The sequence below is a fragment of the Streptomyces sp. NPDC040410 genome (assembly GCF_055595715.1).
In genome coordinates this window covers 14,237-35,900 of the sequence record NZ_JBVIVK010000035.1, presented here as the reverse complement: position 1 = coordinate 35,900, position 21,664 = coordinate 14,237, and the positions used below count along the sequence as shown (strand labels likewise).

Sequence of the window (21,664 nt, the reverse complement as noted above, 5' to 3'; positions counted from 1 at the left end):
ACCCCAGTCGCTACGCCGCCCGTGCGGCGGCCTGCTGCCCTGCCGGCCGGGTGGGCCGTCGTCCCGGACCGGCCCGCCGTCATCGGCGATGACTGGTCACGAATACTTGGTTCAGCGCGAAAATCGCCGCACCTAACTGAAAAGCAGGTGAGTATGTTGACGACCAGCCCGCCGCCGTACTATTCCATGGACGAACTCATCGGCATGATGGACGAGCCGAACCGCTCCGCCTGCCGGCGCGTCATCGAGGATCACCGGGAGCTGCTGCAGCAAGCGCCCGGCTCGTCCCACAACCATCAGGCGTGGCAGGGCGGCTACTGGGACCACATCGTCGAGGTCATGAATCTGTGGGTCCTGCTGTATCGCGGTTTCGCGACCACCGGGCGGCTGGCCGAACTGGCACCCGAGGAGCAGTTCACTCTTGCCGATGGTCTGCCCGTGCTGTTCCTGCACGACATCGAGAAGCCGTGGCGCTGCCTGTTGGTGGACGGCAAGCCCGTCCTCGATGCCGACGGCGGCCTGGTCATCCGTCCCCAACTCGCAGGCAAGTCCGCCCGCAAGGCGTTCGCGGAGCGCAAGCTGGCGGAGTACGGCGTAGTTTTCTCGCCTCAGCAGCAGAATGCCTGGCAGTACGTCGAAGGCGTCCGGGACAGCGACTACTCGCCCAACGACCGCGTCATGAGGCCGCTTGCTGCGCTGTGTCACACCTGCGACCTGCTGAGCGCCCGTGCGTTCTACGACTTCCCCCGCCTCGGCGACAACGCTTGGGGCTCTGGCCGAGCGGCCGTCGGCTGACGTCGGGCCCTCGCGAGGGAACAGCGCCGCTTTGTCGAAGCACACCTGACCCGCGTCTCGGGCGGCCACCGGCTGCACAGCGGCCGCCGGGGCGGGGGGCGGAGATCACCGGCCATCGACCGCCTGTCCGGACTCCACATCGCGGGCACCTTCCTCTGGTCAGCACATGTCCGAACGAAACCGTCTAGGCGTGCCGGGGTCCGGTGAAGGCCGCGAGCTCACCGTTGTGGAGGACCACCAGCGCGTCACAGGCGCACCGGCAGTACTCGACTTCGCCTGTGGAGGTCGAGTGACGGGACAGCAGCTGCCAGGAAGGCTGTCGCTGAGGGGCCAGGCAGCCCCAGTCCTTCAAGGGGCACGTGTCGTGCGACGACGTGCTCGCCAATCCGTTCCCGTCGTCGGTCCGCTGCGGCTGCCCGGCCGCCGGACGTGCGGGTTGGTCAGCGGTGATCGCGCGCGGGAGAGAGTTCGGCATCCGTGTCGTCTCCGGTCTGCTGCGGCGCCGCCATAGGCTTCGGCGCGGTGGGTTCGGGCATTGTGCGGAACAACAGCCAGCTCAGGCCGGGCATCAGGATCAGTGGAGTCAGGGCGGTACGCAGGGAGGTCGCGTCGGCGACGCTGCCGATGAAAGGGCTGACCAGGCCGCCGGTGCCGACGGTCAGCCCGAGGGTGATTCCGCTGGCGGTGCCGCTGCGCGTGGGCAGGTAGTCCTGGCCGAGGGTGACCTGCAGTGAGAAGGGGACGTACAGGCCGGCGGACGTCAGTGCCACGAACACGTAGATCGCCGGGCCAGGTACGAACACGATCCCCCCGACGGCGGCGACCGTGACCAGGTACGACCAGCGGGCGACAGTGACCCTGTCCCAGCGCTTGGCCAGGCTGCCGCCCAGCACAGAGCCCACCGCGCCTCCGAGATAGAGAACGAACAACGCCGCAGTGCCCGCTGCCGTACTTCCTCCCAGACGCTCCTGGGCGTAGAGCGAGATGAAGGTGGTCAGGCCGGTGAAGACGATGGACCGGCAGACCACGGCCAGCGACAGCTTCACGAACGAGGCCCTGTCGTCGGCCACCTTCGCAACTGCCTTGCCGGGGCGGCCGCGTACCGTCTTCTCCAGTGCGCGCAGGACGGGCAGGCACAGCGCGCTGCCGGCGAGGGCGGGTACCACCAGCAGCAGCGACAGACGCAGACCGCCGGAGGCGACGATGGCCGTGACCATGAGCGGTGCCGCGGCGAAGCCGAGGTTGCCGCCGAGGGAGAACCAGCCCATCTCACCATGGCTGCCAGCGCTGACGATCCGCGCGACGCGGGCGGACTCGGGATGGTAGGCGGCGACCCCGATGCCGGACACTGCCACGAACGCCAGCGTCAGAACGTAGGAACCAGTCAAACCGCTCAGGGCGACACCCAGCCCGCAGAGGATCGTACTCACCGGCAGGAGCCAGGGCATCGTCCAGCGATCGGCGAGTGCGCCGAACGCCGGTTGCGCCACCGAGGACAGCAGAGAGGCGGCGAGCACGATGCCTGAGACCTCGGCGTAGCTGTAGGCGCGCTCGGCGACGAAGAAAGGGACGAGCGACGCGACAGCACCTTGGTAGATGTCCACGCAGGCATGGCCGACCGACAGCATGATGATCGATCTATTCCTTGGCACATCGCCATGGTCATCGCCGAGCAGCATGTCGCGCTTCCGATAAACTGCCAATCAATGACAGAAATCCGCCACGAGCCTGTGGCGCCGACCCGCACCCAGTGGCTGGCGCCCGGAGCCGCCATAGACGCCCACCGCCACGACGACCACCAGATCGTCTACGCGGGCCGGGGAGTGCTGGCCGTCACGACCGGCACGGGCTCGTGGATCGCGCCGGGTACTCGCGCCATCTGGGTACCGGCCGGCACCGTGCATGCCCACCAGGCTCACGGCGAAATCGAACTCCACCTGGTCGGCCTGCCCGCGTGTGACAACCCGCTCGGCCTGGACGAGCCGACCGTGCTGACAGTCGGGCCCCTCCTTCGTGAACTGATCCTCGCTTACACGCACACCCCGCACGACAACAGTCCCGAACGCGGGCGGCTGCGGGCCGTGCTGCTTGACCAGTTGCGGGCCTCGCCCCAGCAGCCCCTGCACCTGCCTACCCCGACCACCCCTCGGCTGAAGGCCGTGTGCGACATCCTGCGCACCGATCCGGCCGACGACCGCACCCTGGCCGCACTGGGCAGGGAGGTCGGCGCCAGCGACCGCACTCTCTCCCGCCTCTTCAAGGCCGATCTCGGTATGACCTTCCCGCAGTGGCGCACCCAACTGCGCCTGTACCACGCCTTGGTCCTGCTTGCCGAGGACATCCCGGTGACCACCGTGGCCCACATGTGCGGCTGGTCGTCCGCCAGCGCGTTCATCGATGTCTTCCGCCGTACCTTCGGACATACTCCAGGAACACATCACCCCCTCTAGTGCCCGGGTCGGTGTATCCGGTTGCGGATGCCCTTCTCCAGTGCCCGGACAGCCCTGTGAACGCCACGCCGTGTCTGCTTGCTGGTCAGTTCGGGGAACCACCCCTCGACGAGGTTCAGCCAGGGCGAGCCGGTCGGCGTGAAGTGCAGATGGAACCGGGGGGTGGGCCAGCCCACTTCTTGATCGCGGGGGTCTTTTGGGTGGCGGTTCCTGCGTCGGGCGCATGGTGTCTTCCGGCTCCGCTCCCCGAGTGCCGGCCCGCCCTGGGGCGCAGTGTTGGGGCATGGCATGACGGGCAGAATGAGCGGGCCGTGCTCCGGCGCTCAACAGGCGGTTTTTCTTTGCCATTCGAGCGCCGGGTTCCCGCCAGCCACCTGGCTTAAGCATCGGGGAAACGTTAACTTTCGCCAGTGCTTTGAATACTTAGGTATTGGCATATCACCCGTGCATTGGTCTGATCGGGTGTCAGCCAAGCAGGCGATGTTCTCAACGAATGCAACCGGGTGGATAGTGAAATAACTCCACCGGGTTTCGGAGCCCTTGGTGGAAGTGGGAATGGAGGCCGCACGTGACCATTGAAGACTGGCTCAAATCCAATGTGACCACCGACGCGAGGGCACTCGGCTGGTACAGCGGCCCGGAGTGCGAGGACCGCATCGTCCGGGCCTATCGCGAGCTGCTGAGCGGCTATGAGATCGACACCTCAAAGATCCTCAAGACAACCTGCCTGGTGAACGGCGAGCACACCGGCGTAGTGCGTGTCCAGGAGAACAACTTCTTCTCGATCTGCGCGCACCACTTCCTGCCCTTCTTCGGGAAGGTCAACATCTCCTACGTCCCCGGTGACCGCATTCTCGGACTCGGGAAATTCCCTCGCCTGGTCCAGGCGTTCAGCCGGCGCTTCCAGATCCAGGAGTACCTCGTCAAGGAGATCGCAGAAGAGATCATGTCCTCCGGCGGCGCAAAAGCCGTGCGAGTCACCTCCCGCAGCCGCCACCTCTGCATGTGCAGCCGCGGTCCTTCCGACCAGACCGTGATCACCGACACCTCGTATGTGGCAGGCCATCAGGAGTTGCTGGCCAAGTTCGGCCTGGACGACTGATCCGGACTCGCGTGGCGGGAGGTGCTCAAAAGATCGGCCTTCCCGCCACGCGGCACCGGCCACCCGGCCCTGGACGACGGCCGTGCGGGGCAACACGCCGGCCACACAAGGAGAACCCGTGCGCGACTGGAAGAGAGACAGCCACCGCCGCGTGTCGACGTCACCCTGGAAGTACGTCGTGGCGACATGGCTCGCCGGTGTGCTGGCGGCAGTCGGCCTGGGTGCCGTCTCACCGGTGGGATCCGCCCTGCGTTCGTCACTGGGGTTGTCAGCCAGTGCGCTCGCCTGGGCCACATCGAGCATTACGGCCGTGAGCGCCGCCCTCGGCATCCCGGCGGGATGGTGGATCCGCCGCTTCGGCGCCCACCGGGCTCTGTCCTGGGGCCTGGTCGTCATGTCGGTAGCGGCCGCCATCAGCGCGACCGCCGGATCCTGGGGCCTGCTGCTTGGGTCGCGTGTCGTGGAAGGAGTCGGCTACCTGCTGGTTTTCGTGGCGGGTCCGGTCGTTCTCACCCGCATGACGCAGGGCGGCATCCGATCGGCAGCGCTCGCGTTGTGGGGTACCTGCGTTCCGACGGGCCTGGCAATCGCCGCGGCCACCGGCGGAGTCCTGGCATCCCGGTGGACGTGGAACCGATGGCTGGCCCTCACGGCGCTCGGTCCGTTGATCATGGCCGGAGTGCTCACCGCCGTCCTGCCTCGGCTGCCGAGGCCCCCCGTGCAGTACCGGCATCGCGCAGCCGGCACCTGGAACGGGGCGCTGAGGCTCGGCGCGGCGTACGGCAGTCTGTCGCTGGTCGGTGTCGCTGTGGTGATGGTCCTCCCGCTCTTCCTCACCGAGCGCCGAGAGGTGACGCCGGCGGTGGCCGGTACCGTGGTGGCACTCGTCTGCCTGGGGAGTGCGGTCGGGGGGCTTACCGCCAGCTGGCTGCTGCGGCGCGGCGTGGCCCTCTCCTCGCTCGTCCCGCTGGGCGTACTGATGCCGGTAGCCTGCCTCCCCGCCTTCTCGGCCGAATTCCCACTCGCGGTCAGCGGCGGCGCCGCCACGCTTGTTCTCCTCGTCGACGGACTGCTGATCTCCGCAGTCTTCGCTGCCGTCCCCGCCGCGGTGAGCCGTGCTGAGCATGTCGATGTCGCCAATGGCATCCTCAACCAACTCGGCAGTGTGGGAATGCTGCTGGGACCACCGGTCTTCGGCCTGGCCATCGCTGCGGCGGGATGGGGTGCCGTCGCTGCCGGGACCTTGTTCTTCGGCGGACTTGGCACAGTCCTTCTGCTGACGGGCGCCCGCACGTGCGCGACCGGCACTGCACACGGCGCCTCCCGGTCGCTCGACGCACCGGACGGTGCGGACGTGGGGGAGGGACCGAAGCCCTTGCGGAAGGCACCGGACGTCAGCAAGCCCGACCGCAACAGAATCTGACCGAGCCACGACTGTGGGGGGTTCCGAATGCCGTCCGGCTGTCCGCGGCCTTCTCCTTGAAAGGCGCAGGATGAAAATCGACTTCGTCCCGCTGCGGGACGACACCAAAGGCGAATACTGCCTGTACTGCCACGCCGAGACCGTCGAATGGATGGTCGTGGACGGGAGAAAACGGTGCACCTGCCGTTCGTGCGGCCGTGAGGCGGGAAGAGCCGTCGTCATCGATCCCCGCATCCGCTGGTGGACCGATTCGGACGGCGAGTACTGGCATGAGAGTTCCGGCGTATTCGTACGGGACCCACGAGGGAGATTTCTCTTCTTCCAGAGAACTGCCTTTCCCTACCGTCTGACCGTACCCGCAGGCCATGTCGAACGCGGAGAGGACCCCAAGCGCGCGGCAGCGCGCGAGCTCTGGGAGGAAGTAGGAATCCCCGACGCGCACGACGGACTCCGGATCGTTGCGGACGAGCATCTCAACGGCGACATGTGCAGGAGGGGATCCGACGCCCATCGTTGGCACGCATACCTTCTGGACGTCGACGACCACCGGGCAGCCGGACAGGGGGAGTTGATGGTGAACGAGGAAGGTGAGGCACCCCTCTGGCTCACTCTTGAGCAAGCACTCTCCTCCCGGCCGACGTTCGCCGTGGAGCACATCATCGACCGGTATTCCAAGTGCCTCCTGCACGCCGTCGGGCGCAGTCCCGGGGAGGGGACCGAGAAGCGAACGGTGTGACTCCTGATCATGGAAGAGGGCAGGGGCCGTCGCGGATGCTCGGCTACGGGCGTGTCAGGTGGGTGGTCAGCTCGTCGACGAACGCCCGCAGGTGAGGTGTGCGGGGGCCCTGGCGGGTGCCCAGGTACCAGGTGCGGGCCATGGGGGTGGTGCCGATCTGGATCAGCGCGAGGTCGTGGGACTTCGTGTACGGCGCGGCGACCCAGTTGGGGAGAATCGTCGCGCCCTGGCCTGCGGCGACCATCTCGATGACCAAATCTGTGATCACGGGCATCGTGGTGATACGGGCCGGCCGGGCCTGCGGCGGCAGGGGCAGCGGGATGGCGGGTATCCGGGCCTGGTCGTAGGCGTCGTAGAGGATCAGGTGGGCGTCCGTGAAGTCCTCGGCCGTGAGGTGGGGGCGTTGCGCCCAGGAGTGGTCCGACGCGACCACGGCCACCATCTCGTCGTCGAAGAGGCGGGTCAGACTGATCCGTTCCATCTCCCGGTCCGGCTTGGTGACCAGCGCGACGTCCACACGGTCGGCGAGCAGCGCGGGGACCGGTGCGTCGTCTGGGACGGATTCGATACGGACCTCGACCTCGGGGTGCCGCTCACGCAAGGCGCGGATGACCGGGGGCAGCCACTGGAAGGTGGTGCTGCACTGCGCGGTGAAACGCACCCGGCGGTCGCGGCCGTCACGCATCTCTTGAAGGTCGCGGGTCGCCGAGCGCAGCTCGTCCAGGACCTGATGGGCCGCCACCAGCAGGCGTCTGCCGGCCGCGTTCGGGACAAGCCTGCGGCCGGTGCGGTCGAAGAGCGGCATGCCGAGCCGGTCCTCGAGGCGGGTGAGGCGCTGACTGAGCGCGGGCTGGCTGACGTAGAGGCGCTCCGCCGCCGCGGTGAGCGAGCCGGAGTCGGCGGTGGCGGCCAGGAGTTCGAGATCGCGCAAATCCACAGTCATAACCCTGGATTATCACATACTTCAAACTTCGACGTGGTGTTATTGATCGCCGGCTCCTAGGTTCGTGTACGTCGCAATGGATGACAGCGGATCAGGAGTGGTTTGAGTGTCGAGGAACATCACCGCGGTGGTCACCGGGGCATCGAGCGGTATCGGACTGGGGATCGCCCACGCCTTTCTTGCCGCAGGCGCCAATGTCGTGATCAACGGCCGGGATGCGGACCGGCTGGGGAAGGCCGCCGCCAAGCTCGGTCACGGCGAACGGATCGCACAGGTCGCGGGCGGCATCGGGGACGCGGCGACCGGTCAGGCGCTCGTGCGGGAGGCCGTGGAGCGGTTCGGGGGCGTGGACGTCCTCGTGAACAACGCCGGCACCTTCGCGCCCAAGCCGTTCACCGAGGTGAGTGAGGAGGAGCTGGACGGGTACCTGGCAGGCAACCTCAAGGGGACCTACCTGACCACCCAGGCCGTGGTGCGCCGGATGCGGGAGCAGGGCCGCGGCGGAAGCATCGTCAACATCGGTACGGTGCTGGTCGACCACGCGATCGCCGGCTTCCCCGCGTCGGCTCCCGTCATCAGCAAGGGCGGCGTGCACACGCTCACCACCAGCCTGGCCGCCGAACTCGCGGCCGACGGGATCCGCGTCAATCTGGTGGCGCCGGGCGTGATCCGAACCCCGCTGCACGAGGGTTCGGACGTGGATTCCTTCGGCGGCCTCGCACTGCTCAACCGTGTGGGCGAGATCGCCGAGATCGCGGACGCGGTCGTCTACCTCGCAGGCGCCGAGTTCATCACCGGCCACGCCCTGCGCGTGGACGGCGGCCATGTGACAGGGCGCTCATGATGAGCACCCGGCACGATGTGGAGAAGGTACTCCGGCAGCTCTTCGACGGCCTCCACCACGGGGACACGGACCTGCTCGGCCAGGTGTTCCACCCCGATGCCGTATACGCCACCGCAACCGAGGGTGGGGGCGACGGGCCGCTGCTGCGACTGACCATGGACGAGTACTTCGCAGTGGTCCGCCGCCGCGAACCGCCGTCGGCGCGGGGCGAGGTGCGGCGCGACCGCATCGCGTCGGTCGAATTCGTCGGCCCGGTGACGGCACTGGCCCGAGTGGAGTGCTCGATGGGACCGAGGCGTTACTGGGACTTCCTGACGCTGGTGCGGGCTGAGGGGCGGTGGCAGATCATCTCGAAGGTCTTCCACTTCGAGACGCTTGAGGAAGAGGGCTGACTGCCGTGCCGTACGTGAATGTGAAGATCACGCGAGAGGGCGCCACCGCCGGGCAGAAGGCCGAGATCATCGCGGGCGTCACCGATCTGCTGGTGAGGGTGCTGGACAAAAGCCCTGCCACGACGTTCGTGGTCATCGACGAGGTCGAACTGGAGGACTGGGGAATCGGGGGACTGCCGGCCGAGGAGTACCGCAGGCAGCAGTCGAGGAGTTGAGAACCCCACAAGTGACGCGAGCAGTAGCGCGCTAGTCGGCAGACCATCCACGCAACCGGCAGCGGGATGTGAGCACGCGGCACAGGAGGGAGCACCGGACTACGAAGCCCCCGAGGCCAGAAGGCCCCGGGGGCCTGCCCCATGCACCCCCGGCGAGCTCTCACGCCGGCCCCGTACAGCGCCGGGTGCGGCGAGCTGCTGTAGCGAGCCGTTGGTTTCACCAGGAGCCCCGTGTTGCTCCACCGTGCATCCGTTCCCGTCGGGTCGTCACCGGACCTCGTCTCACGCACATCACGATCCGCGCCGGAGAGGGCCCGTACTTCCACCGGCCCGGTCCCTTCCGGTGTACCAGGGTGTCTCACCGAGCCCTCCTTGCACTGATATGCGGCGTCATCCTTCTCCTCGGCCTCAGAAGGCCGTTGCCGAACGATCCGTCAGTGCGGAACCGGAGGAGGCCCAGGTGTTGTCAGTGCATATGCGATCAAAATCAGGCTGGAGGGACTCGGTGTTCGAGGTGACGTCACAGGACGACGATGCTTCACTGGTCGGCCGGGACGCGGAGGTCAAACGTCTTGACGCCGTTCTGGAGACGCTCGCCGCCGGGCGCGGGGCGGTGGTGGAGATCAGCGGTGAGCCCGGCATCGGAAAGACCACCCTGCTGGGAGTTCTGGCCTCGCGGGCCGTGGACATGGGTGTGAGGGTCGCCCGAGCTCATGCCCTTCATGGCCCCAAGGTTCCTTATCAGCTGTTCACCGACGTGCTGCAGACCTGCTCCGCCGTCCGTCGCTCCACAGACGAGGAACGGGTGGAGCTTTCGGCGTTGCCGAAGGCGGCGATGAGCGACTGCGAGTTCGCTGCTGAGGTGCGGATGCGCCTGGAGCAGTGGTCAGCCGGTCGCGGCGGGGTGCTGCTCCTGGACAACCTGCACCTGTGCGACGAGCAGTCGGCGGCGTCAGTGGCCCGACTGGTGAGCACCCCGCTGCTCGGACCGTTCGTCCTGGCGCTGGCGCACCGTCCGCGACAGACCGGTCCGGCCTTGCTGGAGGCGTTGGCGTACGGAGTGCAGACCGGCGCCGTGACACGCCTGGAACCCGCTCCTCTGAAGGTGAGTGCGGTCGCCGGGGTGCTGGACGGCTGGGGTGGTGAGGAGGTCGCGGAGGAGGAAGCCGCCGAGAAGGAGCCCGGCCAGAGCGGCGTTGCGGTGGTGGAGCATGCGACGAGCGGGGTGGAGGACGAGGAGGGTTCCTTTGCCATGTTTCCGAACCGGAATTGCTTTCCGTGGAGCGTTCCTCAGGAAGCGGTGATCTTCCATGGGTACGCCGAGCGGCTGCACGCCGCGTCGGGAGGCAATCCGCGCATCGTGAGGATCCTGGCCGCTTCCCGGTGGGACCCGGATGGCTGGCCGCTGCTGTCCGCCGGCCCGGACCGGGAGGGTCTGCGGCGCGAGGCTGCATCCCTCACGGCGGAGGTCCATGCCCTCACCGAGGACGCGGCAGTCGTGGCCGGTGGCGCCGCGGTGCTCGGCAGCTCCTTCGTTCCGGAGGACGTCGCGGCCGTCTGCGATGTGGATGTAGACCGGACCCTGCACGCATTCGACGAACTCAGCCGAAACGACCTCATACGTCCGCTTGCCTGGGGCGGCCGGTACGCCTTCCGCCACCCGGTGCTGGCGGACGTCGTGCTGGAGTGCACGCCTCCCGCCCTCCGGCTCGCCGCCCACCGGCGGGCCCTGCGCCTGCTCACGGGACGTCGGGCGCCCGCCGTCGCCCGCGCGCGCCAGGCCGAGCATCTGCTGGGCTCGGGTGGGGAGGAAGCGCTCCAGACGCTCGTCGAGGGGGCGGCGGAGGTCATGGCGCAGACACCTGCTGCTGCGGCGCGTTGGCTGCGTCTGGCCTTGGACACCCTCCCCGTGGGGGAACGGGTCGGTCCGGCTCGCGCGCTTCTGGCGTTGGACTGCTGTCGCGCGCTTGCCGGCGCCGGCCGTCTCCACGAGGCACGTTCCCTTGCTCACGAGGTGCTGCGGCACCGCTCGGACCTGCCCGACGACGTCTTTCTCATGGCCTCGGCCGTGTGCGGCGACATCGAGCGGCTGCTGGGCCGTTACCAGGAAGCTGACGCGGTGGTACGGCTGGCTTTGGACCTGCTGCCGCGGCCACTGCCCAGTCCGCTGCCGGACGCGGCCCGTGAACTGGTCGTCGCCCACGGGCACATCGCGGTGCAGTGGGGCACGTACCGGAAGGAACGCGACCTGGTCGGCGAGGCCGACCGAGCGGCCGGGGGGACGGCGTACGGCCTGCGTGTCCTGGCGGCGTTCGGCGACACCCAGCTGGGCCTGCTGCCTGAGGCCGCCCACAAGGTCACGGAGTGCGCCCGGCTGGTGGACGGCCTGCCGGATGCGACAGCCGCGGCCACGCCCGAAGCGTTCGCGATGCTGGGCCGTGCCGAGATGTACCTGGAGCGGTTCACGGACGCCTACCGTCATCTGGGCCGAGGACTTGAGGCGGCATGCGGCGGTAGTCGGAAGCCCGTCGTGCTCAATCAGCTCATGGGCCTGTCCCTGCTGGATCAGTGGACGGGTCAGCTGGCCGACGCCCGGCGCCGGGCGCTTGACGCCGAACTGCTGGCCAGATCCCTGGGAGTGGACGACGGTGTGGGGCTGGCCATGGTGACGCGGGCGGCGGCGCTGACGTGGGCGAGGTCCCGACGCGACAGCGCCGGGCTGGTCGCGCTCGCTCGTAACGGGCTGCGCAGAACCTCCCACGGACGGGGCTGGTGGCGCTGTTCCGCGGTCGGACTCTACGCCCAGGTCCAGCTGTTCGCCGACGACGCGGCCGGCTGCATCCGCACACTGCTGGAGGAGGGCGGTGGTGAAGGGCTGCCGCGGCTGCAGCGTCCCTTCCACCCTTTCCTGCTGGGCATCCTGACCATGGCTGCCCTACGGTGTGGTGACATGTCCTCGGCCCACCGCTGGGCCGACGCCGCCGACGACGCCGCCGAGCGGTTGCAGTTGCCGCTCCAGGCCCAGCACGCGGCCCGGGCCCGCGCCATGCTGCACGCGGCCGAAGGGCGGCACGATCTGGCCGCCGGGTTGTTCGACCGGGCGGCGGACTCCTTCCGGCGGAGCGGGTTGCCGCTCGTCCAGGCCCTGACCTTGGTGAACGGCGCGCGTTCGGTCCAGTTGGTGCGGGGTGAGGAAGAGGCGCTCACCTGGCTGGAGACGGCCACCGAGCTTTCCGGTGACTGCGGCGCGCAGCGGATACGCGAGGAGGCTGCCCGGGTCAGGACCGACATCCTCGCCGGCCGCTCGTCGGTGTGGCCTGCTGGCATGTACGAGCCGGTTTGCCTCGACGTCCTCACCGACCGGGAGCGTGAGATCGCCGAACTGGCGGCGGTGGGCAAGCGTACGCGGGAGATCGCGGAACAGCTCTTCCTCAGCGCGAGGACGGTGGACAGCCACCTCAGCCGGATCTACCGCAAGTTGGATATCTCCTCCCGTACGGCGTTGTCGCGGCTCGTCGCGCGGGCATCCGGCCAACAGGGCTGACAGAACGTTTCGTCCACGCCTGCAAGTCAGGAACCCCCCGCGGAGTACGTGGCCATGGCCTCAGGGGTGCCCGGCAGCCCGTAGCCCGACACCAGCAGACAGAAGTTGCCGAACCTCATCTCGCCCAACTGCCAGGTGCCGGGAGACTCGGCGAGTACGCGGACCAGCCGCTGCTGGCGCTCGTCGAGTGCGCTGAACGGTGTGCCCTTGGGCAGCGGCACGTCAGCGAAGGCCAGCCGCAGGGCCGCGTCGGCTATCGGCAGCGCCTCCGTGCCGGACACCTCGCGCAGGCAGGCCAGCAGGCCGGTGAACGAGCCGTCCGCGTAGGCGTCACCGAGCAGACGCAGTGACTGCGCCGCACAGCCCCGCAGGTCCCCGTCGTAGAAGGGGACGAAGTCGCGCGGCTCGGCGTCGCGCCCTACCCAGCTGCGCAGTTCCTCGGCGACCCGCGGAGCAGCGGCCGGTCCGTGCACCCGGGCCAGGGCGATGGCAGCGCCCCAGCGCACCAGCTCCCGCGGATCGTCCAGTGCGGCCTCCAGCAGGCGTATCGCCCGGGGCTCGTCGGGGGTCGCGTTCAGGCCAGTCGCCACCAGGGCGGTGGCGGCCACCGCCGCATCGGTGTCCTGGGCAGCCGCGGTCAGAGCGGGCAGGCTCTCCGCGGCCTCTTCCGGGAACCAGCCCAGCGTGTAGGCGGCCGTCCTACGGAGCACGGGGTCCTCGTGGGACAGCAGCGTCCGGATCAGAGGCAGCCCGGCGCGCACCGCGTCGTACACCGCCAGTTCGACATACGAGTGGACCCGGTGGGCGTCGTCATCGTCGAGCGTTTCCAGGTATGAGTAGAAGGCCGGCTCCTCAAGCCAGTTGCCGCCGGGCTCGTCGTCCTCGTGCTCGTCGTGGTCCTCGTCGTCATCGTCCGCATGGGCCTTGCCGGCCGCCAGCAGCACGTCCCCGCCGACGGCGGCGGCACGGTGCTCGGCGATGTCGTATCCCGACGGCAGGTGGGACTCGCCGTACCCGATCGCAAGGTGGGTGAGCAGCCCGACGATCTCCGCCCGGTCCGGGGTCGCGGGATCGGCGAGCAGCTCCAGAAGGAACGGCACGGCGTGGGCGCTGGCCTCGTAGCGGGTGCCCTGATGGAAGATGTTCCCGTACAGGTCGTGCAACGCCTTCTCACGGACGTCCGAGTTGGCGGAGCGCAGGGCGCGAATCTGGTCGGGCACATCGGTGGCGCCGCCGTACGCGTGTGTCAGGCCGGCCCAGTTGACGGTGTCGAGTTGCTGAAGCATGGCGACAGCATGGCACCCGGGTCTGACACTCTCCGGGGACGATGTGGGAGCCTCCCCCGGGATGGGGCCTGCACCAGGGACAACCACGGACGAGGAGGACGTACGTGCCGACCGCTGACGAATGCCTTCACCGTTACGGGCTGCAGCCGCGCGGTGGCCCGCTGGACGAGGTGCGTGCACTGCTGGACGAGGAGACGCGCCGGGAACGCCACCAGCAGGGGCTCGGGGACACCGAGTTGATGGCTCTGTGCTGCGTCCAGCTGTTCAACAGCGGCCTCCTCGAAGACGTACTGCGCATATGGCATGCGAAATCTTCGAGCATGGACGCCGACTGCTCGATCGACGTCCAGCTGCTGTGCGGAGCCGGTCTGACCGAGACAAAGACGTTTCTGGCATCGCGTCCCGCGCCTCCCTCGTCGTCCGAGGCCGCTCGGGGGTGCCTCAAAAGACTGCTCGACTGTGAGGCGGCCGGGGACTTCGAGGACTTCACGGTGAAGGACCGGTCGGCCTACTACAGCGACTTCTATGCCGACGAGGAGTGATCGGCCCGGCCCTTCTCACGGGACAGGGGGCACAGCCTCAACAACCAGCGAGGGCGCCGGTGGTGTTCTGCAGCGGTGTGCGGTCCTGCAGCGTCGCCGGCTCGCGGCGCAGGCACTCGTTGCGGATCTGCGGGACAACGCTGTCTCACCAGGCCCGCCGGGGCATGGCCGCCTGACCGCCCGTACCGCGGGACTGCCGGGCTGCCTCGCGGGTGTCGGGACCGCGAGGCAGCCAAGCGCCGGGTTGCCGGATCAGCGTTGGACGACGAAGGTCTTGGCCTTACTGGAGCGGCTGGAGCAGGACCGCTTCTCTTCCCCTGTCATCTTGCGGGACTTGACGACCACCGCGTTGCTCTGGCCGTCCGTTCCGTTCGGGGCGGGCCCGGTGACGGCGTCCGGGACGAACCAGAAGTAGTGGCCCCACTTCGGGTCGTCGTAGTGGGTCTGCCAGGTGCCGGAGACGGTCTGCATCACCTGCGCACGGGAGATCCAGCCGACCTCACCGGGCCGCACCGTCATGTTCACGGAGCTGGTCTCAGAGTGCGTGCTCGACCACGTGTGGCTGTACGTCGCCGTCACGCTGAGATCGATGATGCCCGCGATCTTGCCGCCGGCGGTCACGGAAACGCCCGCCGAGTCGGTGGAACCGACCGTGTCGGACCAGGTCATCGACTGCGTGGCAGGCGAGGTGCTGCAGTTGTAGAGCGAGTCGGACACCCGGTGGAAGGCTCCGAGATACGCCTCGCCCAACCGGGGCTCGTTGAAGGTGCACTGCCCTTCTCCCGAGTCGCAGTCGGCTATGAGCTGTGCCCGGGTGGGCTCGTCCTCGGCAAGGGCCGGTACGGCCGTCGCGGCGACCGTTCCCAGGGCAATCGCCGAGAGCGCCAGCATCCGTCCGCCGTACCGCATCCTGCGGTTGTTCGCCATACGTGTGCCTTTCGCGGTGTGTGAGGGGATCGGCGATCGCGGGCAGAGCGACTGAGGAGTCATCGCGATCACCGCCTGTTGCGATCAAGGAGATGCAACAACTGACACATCTACACCAACAGTTGGCGAAGTTACAGCCGTCTTTCGACTTCGCGGTGCTCCGTTCGCCGGCCCTGGGGCGGGCCTGCGCCGCTTACCCGGCCGTGGCCGGCACACTGGGCCGTCCCGGACGGGCCATACGGTATGCGGAATCCCCCCGTCTGCGAGTCCGGCGTAAGTAGGGTGATGTCCATGAAGGCACTCTTGTCGTCTGGTGGCTCAGGTACCCGTTTGCGCCCCATGTCCCGGACATCGGCGAACCGACTTGTACCGGTCGCGAACAAGCCGCTGCCGTTCTGCTCCCTGGAGGCGATCGCCGGGGCCGGCATCGCGTCGCCGGGACGGCGAGAAGGCCGTCGGCCTGGCCCGTGGCAGTCTCGACATCACCGGCGTCGGCACGGTGCACGGCACGGTCGGTGCGCACCGGCCCCAAATCCAGGGCAACCGGGCCGCGTTGGCGGCCGTTGACGACGACGAGGCGTGCGAGGCGGATGTTCCCGCGGGTGGACGGCGGCGGGCCCCTGGCACCTCGTCGAGGCGTGCGCGAGGGCCGACGCCAGGCTGACGCGGGTCTCGACGGACTGCGTGTTCGCAGACGACTGCATCAGCCCGAACCCGGAGGACGCCTCGACGGCACCGCGCAGCGCAGTACATACGGACGTACCAAGCCGGTGGGGGAGCGGGCGGGCCGGGCGCGGGCCATGCCGTGCGTACGGCCTGGCTGTACGGAGTGGGGGCGGGACTCTCATCAGCAGGATGGTCAGACTCGAGTCCGTCAAGAACGCCGTCCGACTTTGCCGACGTGTCGACCTGGTCGACGACCAGCGCGGACTGCCCACTTGGACGGTGGACCTCGCGGACCGGCTGGTACGGCTCGGGCAGGCCGCCCTCGCCGTCACCGCGCCCGCCAGGGCCGGCCACGGCACGAGCGGTACGGAGATGACCTGGTCCGGCCTGGCACCGGAGGGCCTCCGGCTGCTCGGCGCGGACCGGCGCTTCGGCGACCGCAACCCCGGACACGTCCGGCCGACCACCGGCACCGCCTTCGTGCGGTCCGCTCCCCGCCCCGCGGGCAGCGTCCCGGGACGCGAGCGCCGGTGCCGGGCGGGGATCGAACCTGTCCGTCCCTGGCGCGAGGCGCTCGAGACGGCGTTACCGGCTCTGCTCGACGAAGGGAAAGGTTCAGCCAGGTGAGCTTCAAGATCCAGCCGACCGCACAGGTCGACGATACGGCCACGATCGGTGACGGGACGACGGTCTGGGATCTGGCCCAGATACGGGAGGACGCCCGGCTGGGCAGCGGGTGCATCGTGGGCCGGGGAGCGTATGTCGGTCCGGGGGTGCGGATCGGCGACAACGTGAAGCTTCAGAACTACGCCTTGGTATACGAACCCGCCGTGCTCGGTGACGGGGTGTTCGTCGGCCCGGCGGCGGTCCTCACCAACGACTACTTCCCCCGTTCTGTGGACCCGGAGGGCCGGCTGAAGCGCGGTGGCGACTGGGAGGCCGTGGCAGTGGTGGTGGCCGAGGGGGCGTCGCTGGGGGCACGTTCGGTGTGTGTGGCGCCGGTACGCGTCGGTCGTTGGGCGCTGGTCGCGGCGGGTGCCGTGGTGACCCGGGATGTGCCGGACTTCGCACTCGTGGCGGGCGTTCCGGCGCGCCGGATCGGATGGGTCGGCCGGGCAGGCGCTCGACTGGTCGCGTGGGAAGGCGAGTCGGGCGGATGGGAGTGCCCCGAGACGGGCGCGCTGTACGACGAGAAGGACGGCGAGCTCGTCGAACGCGCATGACCCCCTGATTCCCTCAAAACGCCGATCCTCGAACATCTGCAGGCATAACATGTGTGCGATCTGTGCAGACCGAGCACAGTGAGTGCACAAGTCAGTCGTGCCCAGGGGGGGTACGGGGTGGGGACACCTGTGCCTGAAGCGAGGAGCGACGACCGCTCCGACGCCTGACGTCTGCCTTCCGCCGCGTGGCCATCAGCCGCGCGGCCATCACGAGCTGTTCAAAAAGAGGACCCACAGGGGGGTTGGTGTGCCCAAACGATGACCATCACACGTCTGGCGGTGCTCGGTCGCAACGAGCAGCCGCTGCTGTCGCTCGCCCAACGACTGCTCATGGTGGCCGAGTTGGGGCTTGCGTCGATGCTGCTCCCCGGCGGAGAGGCCTTCCCCTTCACCATGGCCGGGCGGAAGGCACCCGACGGTTCCTGGACCCTGGAGCGGCGCGGGACCAGCACCCGGTACGCGGCCATCACCGCGCTGGGGGCCCGGTTCCTCCCCGAGGACCGTCAGCGCGCGGTGCTCGGAGGGCGTACCGCCCAGGAGTTCACGGGTCTGCTGGTCGAGTCACTGCCCGCGGTGACCAACCTCGGTGACGCGGCGCTCATCGCCTGGGCCGCCGCCGAGACCGGCCACCCCAAGGTGTCCGACGCCCTCGCGCGGGTCGAAGCCCTGGACGAGGAGGGCCGGCCGCAGTACACGGTCGAGGCGGCGTGGGTGCTGTCCGCCCTCGCGGCGGCCCGAGGCACGGTCGATGTGGAGAGACGACTCACCGCGGCCCGCGACCGTCTGCTGCGGGCTCGGATCGGGGACAGCCCGCTGTTCCCGCACGCCACCGGGCCCGGCCTGGTGCCCTGGTACCGGGCGCACGTGAGCTGCTTCGCCGACCAGACATACCCGCTCCAGGCCCTGGCCCGCGCACACGCCAGCGGCGACGGAGACGGCGATCCGGAGGCGCTGGCCGCGTCCGAGGCGTGCGCGGCGCGCATCTGCGAGCTGCAGGGCGACGGCGGACAGTGGTGGTGGCACTACGACGCGCGCACCGGCGGTGTCGTGGAGGGCTACCCGGTCTACAGCGTCCACCAGCACGCGATGGCGCCGACCGCCCTGTTAGATCTTGCCGACGCGGGCGGCACCGACTTCGGCGCGTCGATCCGCAAGGGCCTGCGCTGGATGACGGACGTCCCCGAACTGTCCGCCCGCCCGGAGAACCAGGAGCCGTTGATCCTCGACGAGCTCGGTGCCACCTGGCGCAAGGTCTACCGGGGCGATCCGAAGAAGGCCGTACGCGCCGCCCGAGGACTCGGCACCCGAGTCGCTCCGAACATCCGGCTGAAGTCCCTGGACCGGGTGTACCGCCCCGCCTCCGTGGACCGCGAATGCCGGCCGTACGAATTCGGCTGGATGCTCTACGCCTGGCAGGGGGGCCGCATATGAACGAGCGTCAGTCTCTGTTCGGGATCGAGCTGGACCCGCTGACCATGGACGAGACCGTACAGCGCTGCCTCGAATCGGTCCGGGACGGCAGACAGCTCGAGATCGGGGTGGTCAACGCCGCGAAGCTGGTGAACATGCGGCGCGACCACCGGCTCGCGAAGGCGGTGGCCGGCTGCGATCTGGTCCTCGCCGACGGACAGGCCGTGGTCTGGGCCGGCCGGATACTGCGCGCCCCGCTGCCGGAACGGGTGGCCGGTATCGACCTGTTCCTGCGGCTGCTGGCCGAGGCGGAATCGGCAGGCATGTCCGTGTACTTCCTCGGCGCCAGACAGGATGTGCTGGAGCAGATGCTGCGCCGGGTGTCCGACCGCTTTCCCGGCCTGAAGGTGGCCGGCAGCCGGAACGGCTACTTCGACGATTCCCAGCAGGAGGCCATAGCGGGCGCGATCGCCGACAGCGGCGCCCAGATGCTGTTCCTCGGCATGACCTCGCCCAAGAAAGAGATCTTCACCGCCGCCTACGGCGCCCGCACCGGCGCCCGCCTCGTGCACGGAGTCGGCGGCTCCTTCGACATCCTGGCCGGGGTCACCAAGCGGGCCCCCGAGTCCTGGCAGCGGTGGGGAGCCGAGTGGCTCTACCGCGCGCTGCAGGAGCCGCGCCGCCTGGGCCGGCGCTATCTCACGACCAATGCCGCCTTCGTCCTCATGACGGCGCGAGAGTTCATCCGGCTCACCCCGTCGACCGCTCCCGCGAACAGGAGTCTTTGATGCGCGTCGTCGTGATCGGACAGGGATACGTCGGCCTGCCACTGGCCATCCGCGCCGCCGAGGTCGGACACGAGGTGATCGGCTACGACGTCGACTCCCGGCGGGTCAAGAGCCTTGCCGCCGGTGAGTCCTTCGTCGAGGACGTCTCCTCCGAGCGGATCCGCGCGGCAATGGACCGCGGCGCGTACCGGCCGAGCGAATCGGCCCGCGACTGCGGCGGTTTCGACGTCGCCGTCGTGACCGTACCGACCCCGCTGGCCGAGGGCACTCCCGATCTCCGTTACATCAAGGACTCGGGGGTCACCCTTGCCCGCTACCTGCGCCCCGGAGCCACAGTCGTCCTTGAGTCGACCACCTATCCCGGCACCACCCAGGACCTGTTCGCCCCGATCCTGGAGGACGGCTCGGGCCTGACCGCGGGCACCGACTTCCACCTCGGCTACAGCCCGGAGCGGATCGACCCCGGAAACGCCGTATGGGGCTTCAAGGAGACCCCGAAAGTCGTATCCGGCGTCAACGCGGCGTCCCTCAAAGCCGTCCAGGACTTCTACGCCCAGCTCGTCGACACCACCGTGCCGGTGAGCTCGCCCAAGGAGGCCGAACTCGCCAAGCTCCTTGAGAACACCTTCCGTCATGTGAACATCGCGCTGGTCAACGAGGTCGCGATGTTCGCCCACCACCTGGACATCGACGTCTGGCAGGCCATCGACGCCGCCTCCACCAAGCCCTTCGGCTTCATGAAGTTCACGCCAGGACCGGGCGTTGGCGGCCACTGCCTGCCGATCGACCCCTCATATCTGTCCTGGCGCGTGCAGCGTGAACTCGGCCAGAGCTTCCGCTTCGTGGAACTGGCCAACGACATCAACAACCACATGCCCGAGTATGTGGCGCGCCGCATCAGTGACTTGTTCAACGAAAGACGTCGTTCCGTGAACGGCTCGCGCATCCTGCTGCTCGGCCTGGCGTACAAGAAGAACACCGGCGACGCACGCGAGTCGCCCGCCCTGCGCATATCCCAACTGCTGCTCGACATGGGGGCCCAGGTCAGGGCGGCGGACCCGCACGTCGTCGAAAGCCTGCCGGTGGACACCCGGCTGGTGCGGGTCGAACCGGCGCAGGAGGAGCTGGCGGCCGCCGACGTGGTGGTCCTGCTCACCGACCATGACAGCTTCGACTACGAACTCATAGCCGAACACGCCCCCTTCGTTCTCGACTGCCGTCGGCGGCTGTCGGCCGGACCCACGATCGAGGTGCTCTGAGCCATGCCGCGAGTCGTCTGCGTCGCCGGGGCGCGACCCAACTACATGAAGATCAAACCGGTGATGGACGCCCTGGAACGCCGGGGCGCCGAGGTGATCCTCGTCCACACCGGTCAGCACTACGACCCGGCGATGAACGACGTGTTCTTCGCCGACCTCGGCATCCGCCCGCCCGACCGCTTCCTCGGGGTCGGCTCAGGTACCCACGCCGAGCAGACCGGACGCGTGATGACCGCGTTCGAGCCGCTTCTCGGCCAGCTGTCCCCGGACATCGTCGTCGTGGTCGGCGACATCAACTCCACGCTGGCCTGCGCCCTGGTCACCGCCAAGGCCGGGCCGCTGCTGGCCCATGTCGAGGCCGGCCTGCGCAGCCGCGACTGGAGCATGCCGGAGGAGGTCAACCGCGTCGCCACCGACCGCGTCAGCGACTATCTGCTGGCCCCCTCGCCCGACGCCGCCGAGAACCTGCGTGCGGAAGGGTACCGGGACGACCAGATCCACCTCGTCGGCAACGTCATGATCGACACGCTGCTGGCCAACCTGGAGCGGGCCAGGGCCTCGGACATCCTCAGCCGATACGGCCTGATCAGGGGCGAGTACGGCCTGGTCACCCTGCACCGCCCCGCCAACGTCGACGACTCCGGGGTCCTCGCCGCGCTCCTGAAGGCCCTGAGCGAGATCGCCGGCCGCTGCCCGCTCCTGCTGCCCGTGCACCCGCGCGCGTCCGAACGGTTGACCGACATCGGCGTCCCCGGCGGCATCCGGCTCGTGCCGCCCGCCGGATACCTGGACTTCCTCGCCCTGCAGGACTCCGCCCGCCTCGTGCTGACCGACTCGGGCGGCGTACAGGAGGAGACCACCGCGCTGGGCGTGCCGTGCGTGACCCTGCGGGACAACACCGAGCGGCCCATCACCGTCGAGCAGGGCACCAATGTGCTGGGCGGCCGGGATCCGGAGCGGATCGTGGCCACCGTGAACCGGGTGCTGGACAGCCCTCCCGAGCCGCGTCGGCCGGAACTGTGGGACGGCCGCGCGAGCGACCGGATCGCCGACGTGCTGCTGGAGGGAGGCACCGCAGGTACGAGGCCGAGACCGACCGATCAAACGCCCTTCATATGA

At 68.9% G+C, this 21,664-nt stretch carries 21 protein-coding genes and 1 pseudogene; 17 read left to right on the top strand and 5 right to left on the bottom strand.

Annotated features, from left to right (window positions below; all coding sequences use genetic code 11):
- Window positions 1-153: 153 nt before the first annotated feature.
- Complete coding sequence (locus tag ACZ562_RS36295) at window positions 154-795, top strand: hypothetical protein (RefSeq protein WP_471188498.1); 642 nt, start codon at window positions 154-156, stop codon at window positions 793-795.
- 440 nt (window positions 796-1,235) lie between these two features.
- Here ACZ562_RS36295 and ACZ562_RS36290 read toward each other — a convergent pair whose 3' ends face one another.
- A complete protein-coding gene (locus ACZ562_RS36290; RefSeq protein WP_471188495.1) occupies window positions 1,236-2,423 on the bottom strand; it encodes an MFS transporter in 1,188 nt (395 codons plus the stop codon).
- A 78-nt stretch (window positions 2,424-2,501) separates the two neighbouring features.
- Here ACZ562_RS36290 and ACZ562_RS36285 point away from each other — a divergent pair, with 78 nt between their 5' ends.
- On the top strand, window positions 2,502-3,245 hold the full coding sequence (locus ACZ562_RS36285) for a helix-turn-helix transcriptional regulator (protein ID WP_471188493.1): 744 nt from the start codon (window positions 2,502-2,504) through the stop codon (window positions 3,243-3,245).
- 47 nt (window positions 3,246-3,292) lie between these two features.
- Here ACZ562_RS36285 and ACZ562_RS36280 read toward each other — a convergent pair.
- Window positions 3,293-3,406: pseudogene (locus ACZ562_RS36280) on the bottom strand (IS630 family transposase); the annotation flags it as partial.
- 407 nt (window positions 3,407-3,813) lie between these two features.
- Between ACZ562_RS36280 and folE the strand changes: the two are divergent.
- The 3 genes from folE (at window position 3,814) to ACZ562_RS36265 (ending at window position 6,506) form a co-directional block, all read left to right on the top strand.
- Window positions 3,814-4,347, top strand: coding sequence for a GTP cyclohydrolase I (gene folE, locus ACZ562_RS36275; protein ID WP_471188491.1), 534 nt, complete (start codon window positions 3,814-3,816; stop codon window positions 4,345-4,347).
- A 118-nt stretch (window positions 4,348-4,465) separates the two neighbouring features.
- Window positions 4,466-5,770, top strand: a complete 1,305-nt coding sequence (locus ACZ562_RS36270) for an MFS transporter (RefSeq protein ID WP_471188489.1) — start codon at window positions 4,466-4,468, stop codon at window positions 5,768-5,770.
- A 70-nt stretch (window positions 5,771-5,840) separates the two neighbouring features.
- Complete coding sequence (locus ACZ562_RS36265; RefSeq protein WP_471188487.1) at window positions 5,841-6,506, top strand: NUDIX hydrolase; 666 nt, start codon at window positions 5,841-5,843, stop codon at window positions 6,504-6,506.
- Between the two features lie 43 nt (window positions 6,507-6,549).
- Here ACZ562_RS36265 and ACZ562_RS36260 read toward each other — a convergent pair whose 3' ends face one another.
- On the bottom strand, window positions 6,550-7,449 hold the full coding sequence (locus ACZ562_RS36260; RefSeq protein ID WP_471188484.1) for a LysR family transcriptional regulator: 900 nt from the start codon (window positions 7,447-7,449) through the stop codon (window positions 6,550-6,552).
- A gap of 106 nt (window positions 7,450-7,555) precedes the next feature.
- Between ACZ562_RS36260 and ACZ562_RS36255 the strand changes: the two genes are divergently transcribed.
- The 4 genes from ACZ562_RS36255 to ACZ562_RS36240 all read left to right on the top strand — a co-directional run bounded on the left by ACZ562_RS36255 (window position 7,556) and on the right by ACZ562_RS36240 (window position 12,444).
- Complete coding sequence (locus ACZ562_RS36255) at window positions 7,556-8,293, top strand: SDR family NAD(P)-dependent oxidoreductase (protein ID WP_471188482.1); 738 nt, start codon at window positions 7,556-7,558, stop codon at window positions 8,291-8,293.
- Entirely contained in the window at window positions 8,290-8,685 is a 396-nt protein-coding gene (locus ACZ562_RS36250) for a nuclear transport factor 2 family protein (protein WP_471188479.1), read from the top strand. The genes ACZ562_RS36255 and ACZ562_RS36250 overlap by 4 nt, the downstream gene beginning before the upstream one ends.
- Before the next feature lie 14 nt (window positions 8,686-8,699).
- Window positions 8,700-8,900: a tautomerase family protein gene (locus tag ACZ562_RS36245; protein WP_471188477.1), complete on the top strand. Its 201-nt coding sequence runs from the start codon at window positions 8,700-8,702 to the stop codon at window positions 8,898-8,900.
- A 505-nt stretch (window positions 8,901-9,405) separates the two neighbouring features.
- The gene (locus ACZ562_RS36240) at window positions 9,406-12,444 is read left to right on the top strand and encodes a helix-turn-helix transcriptional regulator (RefSeq protein WP_471188475.1); all 3,039 of its coding nucleotides are present in this window, start codon (window positions 9,406-9,408) and stop codon (window positions 12,442-12,444) included.
- Window positions 12,445-12,470: 26 nt separating this feature from the next.
- On the opposite strand, the gene ACZ562_RS36235 is transcribed toward ACZ562_RS36240, so the two are convergent.
- On the bottom strand, window positions 12,471-13,730 hold the full coding sequence (locus tag ACZ562_RS36235) for a HEAT repeat domain-containing protein (RefSeq protein WP_471188473.1): 1,260 nt from the start codon (window positions 13,728-13,730) through the stop codon (window positions 12,471-12,473).
- A 104-nt stretch (window positions 13,731-13,834) separates the two neighbouring features.
- On the opposite strand from ACZ562_RS36235, the gene ACZ562_RS36230 reads away from it, so the two are divergent.
- A complete protein-coding gene (locus tag ACZ562_RS36230; protein ID WP_471188471.1) occupies window positions 13,835-14,272 on the top strand; it encodes a hypothetical protein in 438 nt (145 codons plus the stop codon).
- A gap of 252 nt (window positions 14,273-14,524) precedes the next feature.
- Here the strand turns inward: ACZ562_RS36230 and ACZ562_RS36225 are convergent, their stop codons facing one another.
- A complete protein-coding gene (locus ACZ562_RS36225) occupies window positions 14,525-15,199 on the bottom strand; it encodes a hypothetical protein (protein ID WP_471188469.1) in 675 nt (224 codons plus the stop codon).
- A 243-nt stretch (window positions 15,200-15,442) separates the two neighbouring features.
- On the opposite strand from ACZ562_RS36225, the gene ACZ562_RS36220 reads away from it, so the two are divergent.
- The 7 genes from ACZ562_RS36220 to wecB all read left to right on the top strand — a co-directional run bounded on the left by ACZ562_RS36220 (window position 15,443) and on the right by wecB (window position 21,664).
- A complete protein-coding gene (locus ACZ562_RS36220) occupies window positions 15,443-15,766 on the top strand; it encodes a sugar phosphate nucleotidyltransferase (RefSeq protein ID WP_471188467.1) in 324 nt (107 codons plus the stop codon).
- 288 nt (window positions 15,767-16,054) lie between these two features.
- The gene (locus ACZ562_RS36215) at window positions 16,055-16,492 is read left to right on the top strand and encodes a sugar nucleotide-binding protein (protein WP_471188464.1); all 438 of its coding nucleotides are present in this window, start codon (window positions 16,055-16,057) and stop codon (window positions 16,490-16,492) included.
- Window positions 16,489-17,088: an acyltransferase gene (locus ACZ562_RS36210; RefSeq protein WP_471188462.1), complete on the top strand. Its 600-nt coding sequence runs from the start codon at window positions 16,489-16,491 to the stop codon at window positions 17,086-17,088. Before ACZ562_RS36215 ends, ACZ562_RS36210 begins: the two co-directional genes overlap by 4 nt.
- Before the next feature lie 258 nt (window positions 17,089-17,346).
- Window positions 17,347-18,519 (top strand): hypothetical protein, encoded by a 1,173-nt coding sequence (locus tag ACZ562_RS36205; RefSeq protein WP_471188459.1) that lies wholly within the window; start codon window positions 17,347-17,349, stop codon window positions 18,517-18,519.
- Entirely contained in the window at window positions 18,516-19,286 is a 771-nt protein-coding gene (locus tag ACZ562_RS36200) for a WecB/TagA/CpsF family glycosyltransferase (RefSeq protein ID WP_471188456.1), read from the top strand. Before ACZ562_RS36205 ends, ACZ562_RS36200 begins: the two co-directional genes overlap by 4 nt.
- The gene (locus tag ACZ562_RS36195) at window positions 19,286-20,545 is read left to right on the top strand and encodes a nucleotide sugar dehydrogenase (RefSeq protein WP_471188454.1); all 1,260 of its coding nucleotides are present in this window, start codon (window positions 19,286-19,288) and stop codon (window positions 20,543-20,545) included. Before ACZ562_RS36200 ends, ACZ562_RS36195 begins: the two co-directional genes overlap by 1 nt.
- 3 nt (window positions 20,546-20,548) lie before the next feature.
- Window positions 20,549-21,664, top strand: a complete 1,116-nt coding sequence (wecB, locus tag ACZ562_RS36190; protein ID WP_471188452.1) for a non-hydrolyzing UDP-N-acetylglucosamine 2-epimerase — start codon at window positions 20,549-20,551, stop codon at window positions 21,662-21,664.

What these genes read in the sequence shown, in the direction of transcription:
- ACZ562_RS36295 (WP_471188498.1), top strand. Translation starts at nt 154, where the DNA reads ATGTTGACGACCAGCCCGCCGCCGTACTATTCCATGGACGAACTCATC.
- ACZ562_RS36290 (WP_471188495.1), bottom strand. Translation starts at nt 2,423, where the DNA reads ATGCTGTCGGTCGGCCATGCCTGCGTGGACATCTACCAAGGTGCTGTC.
- ACZ562_RS36285 (WP_471188493.1), top strand. Translation starts at nt 2,502, where the DNA reads ATGACAGAAATCCGCCACGAGCCTGTGGCGCCGACCCGCACCCAGTGG.
- ACZ562_RS36265 (WP_471188487.1), top strand. Translation starts at nt 5,841, where the DNA reads ATGAAAATCGACTTCGTCCCGCTGCGGGACGACACCAAAGGCGAATAC.
- ACZ562_RS36260 (WP_471188484.1), bottom strand. Translation starts at nt 7,449, where the DNA reads ATGACTGTGGATTTGCGCGATCTCGAACTCCTGGCCGCCACCGCCGAC.
- ACZ562_RS36250 (WP_471188479.1), top strand. Translation starts at nt 8,290, where the DNA reads ATGATGAGCACCCGGCACGATGTGGAGAAGGTACTCCGGCAGCTCTTC.
- ACZ562_RS36235 (WP_471188473.1), bottom strand. Translation starts at nt 13,730, where the DNA reads ATGCTTCAGCAACTCGACACCGTCAACTGGGCCGGCCTGACACACGCG.
- ACZ562_RS36225 (WP_471188469.1), bottom strand. Translation starts at nt 15,199, where the DNA reads ATGGCGAACAACCGCAGGATGCGGTACGGCGGACGGATGCTGGCGCTC.
- ACZ562_RS36220 (WP_471188467.1), top strand. Translation starts at nt 15,443, where the DNA reads ATGCGGAATCCCCCCGTCTGCGAGTCCGGCGTAAGTAGGGTGATGTCC.
- ACZ562_RS36215 (WP_471188464.1), top strand. Translation starts at nt 16,055, where the DNA reads ATGGTCAGACTCGAGTCCGTCAAGAACGCCGTCCGACTTTGCCGACGT.
- ACZ562_RS36205 (WP_471188459.1), top strand. Translation starts at nt 17,347, where the DNA reads ATGACCATCACACGTCTGGCGGTGCTCGGTCGCAACGAGCAGCCGCTG.
- ACZ562_RS36200 (WP_471188456.1), top strand. Translation starts at nt 18,516, where the DNA reads ATGAACGAGCGTCAGTCTCTGTTCGGGATCGAGCTGGACCCGCTGACC.
- ACZ562_RS36195 (WP_471188454.1), top strand. Translation starts at nt 19,286, where the DNA reads ATGCGCGTCGTCGTGATCGGACAGGGATACGTCGGCCTGCCACTGGCC.
- wecB (WP_471188452.1), top strand. Translation starts at nt 20,549, where the DNA reads ATGCCGCGAGTCGTCTGCGTCGCCGGGGCGCGACCCAACTACATGAAG.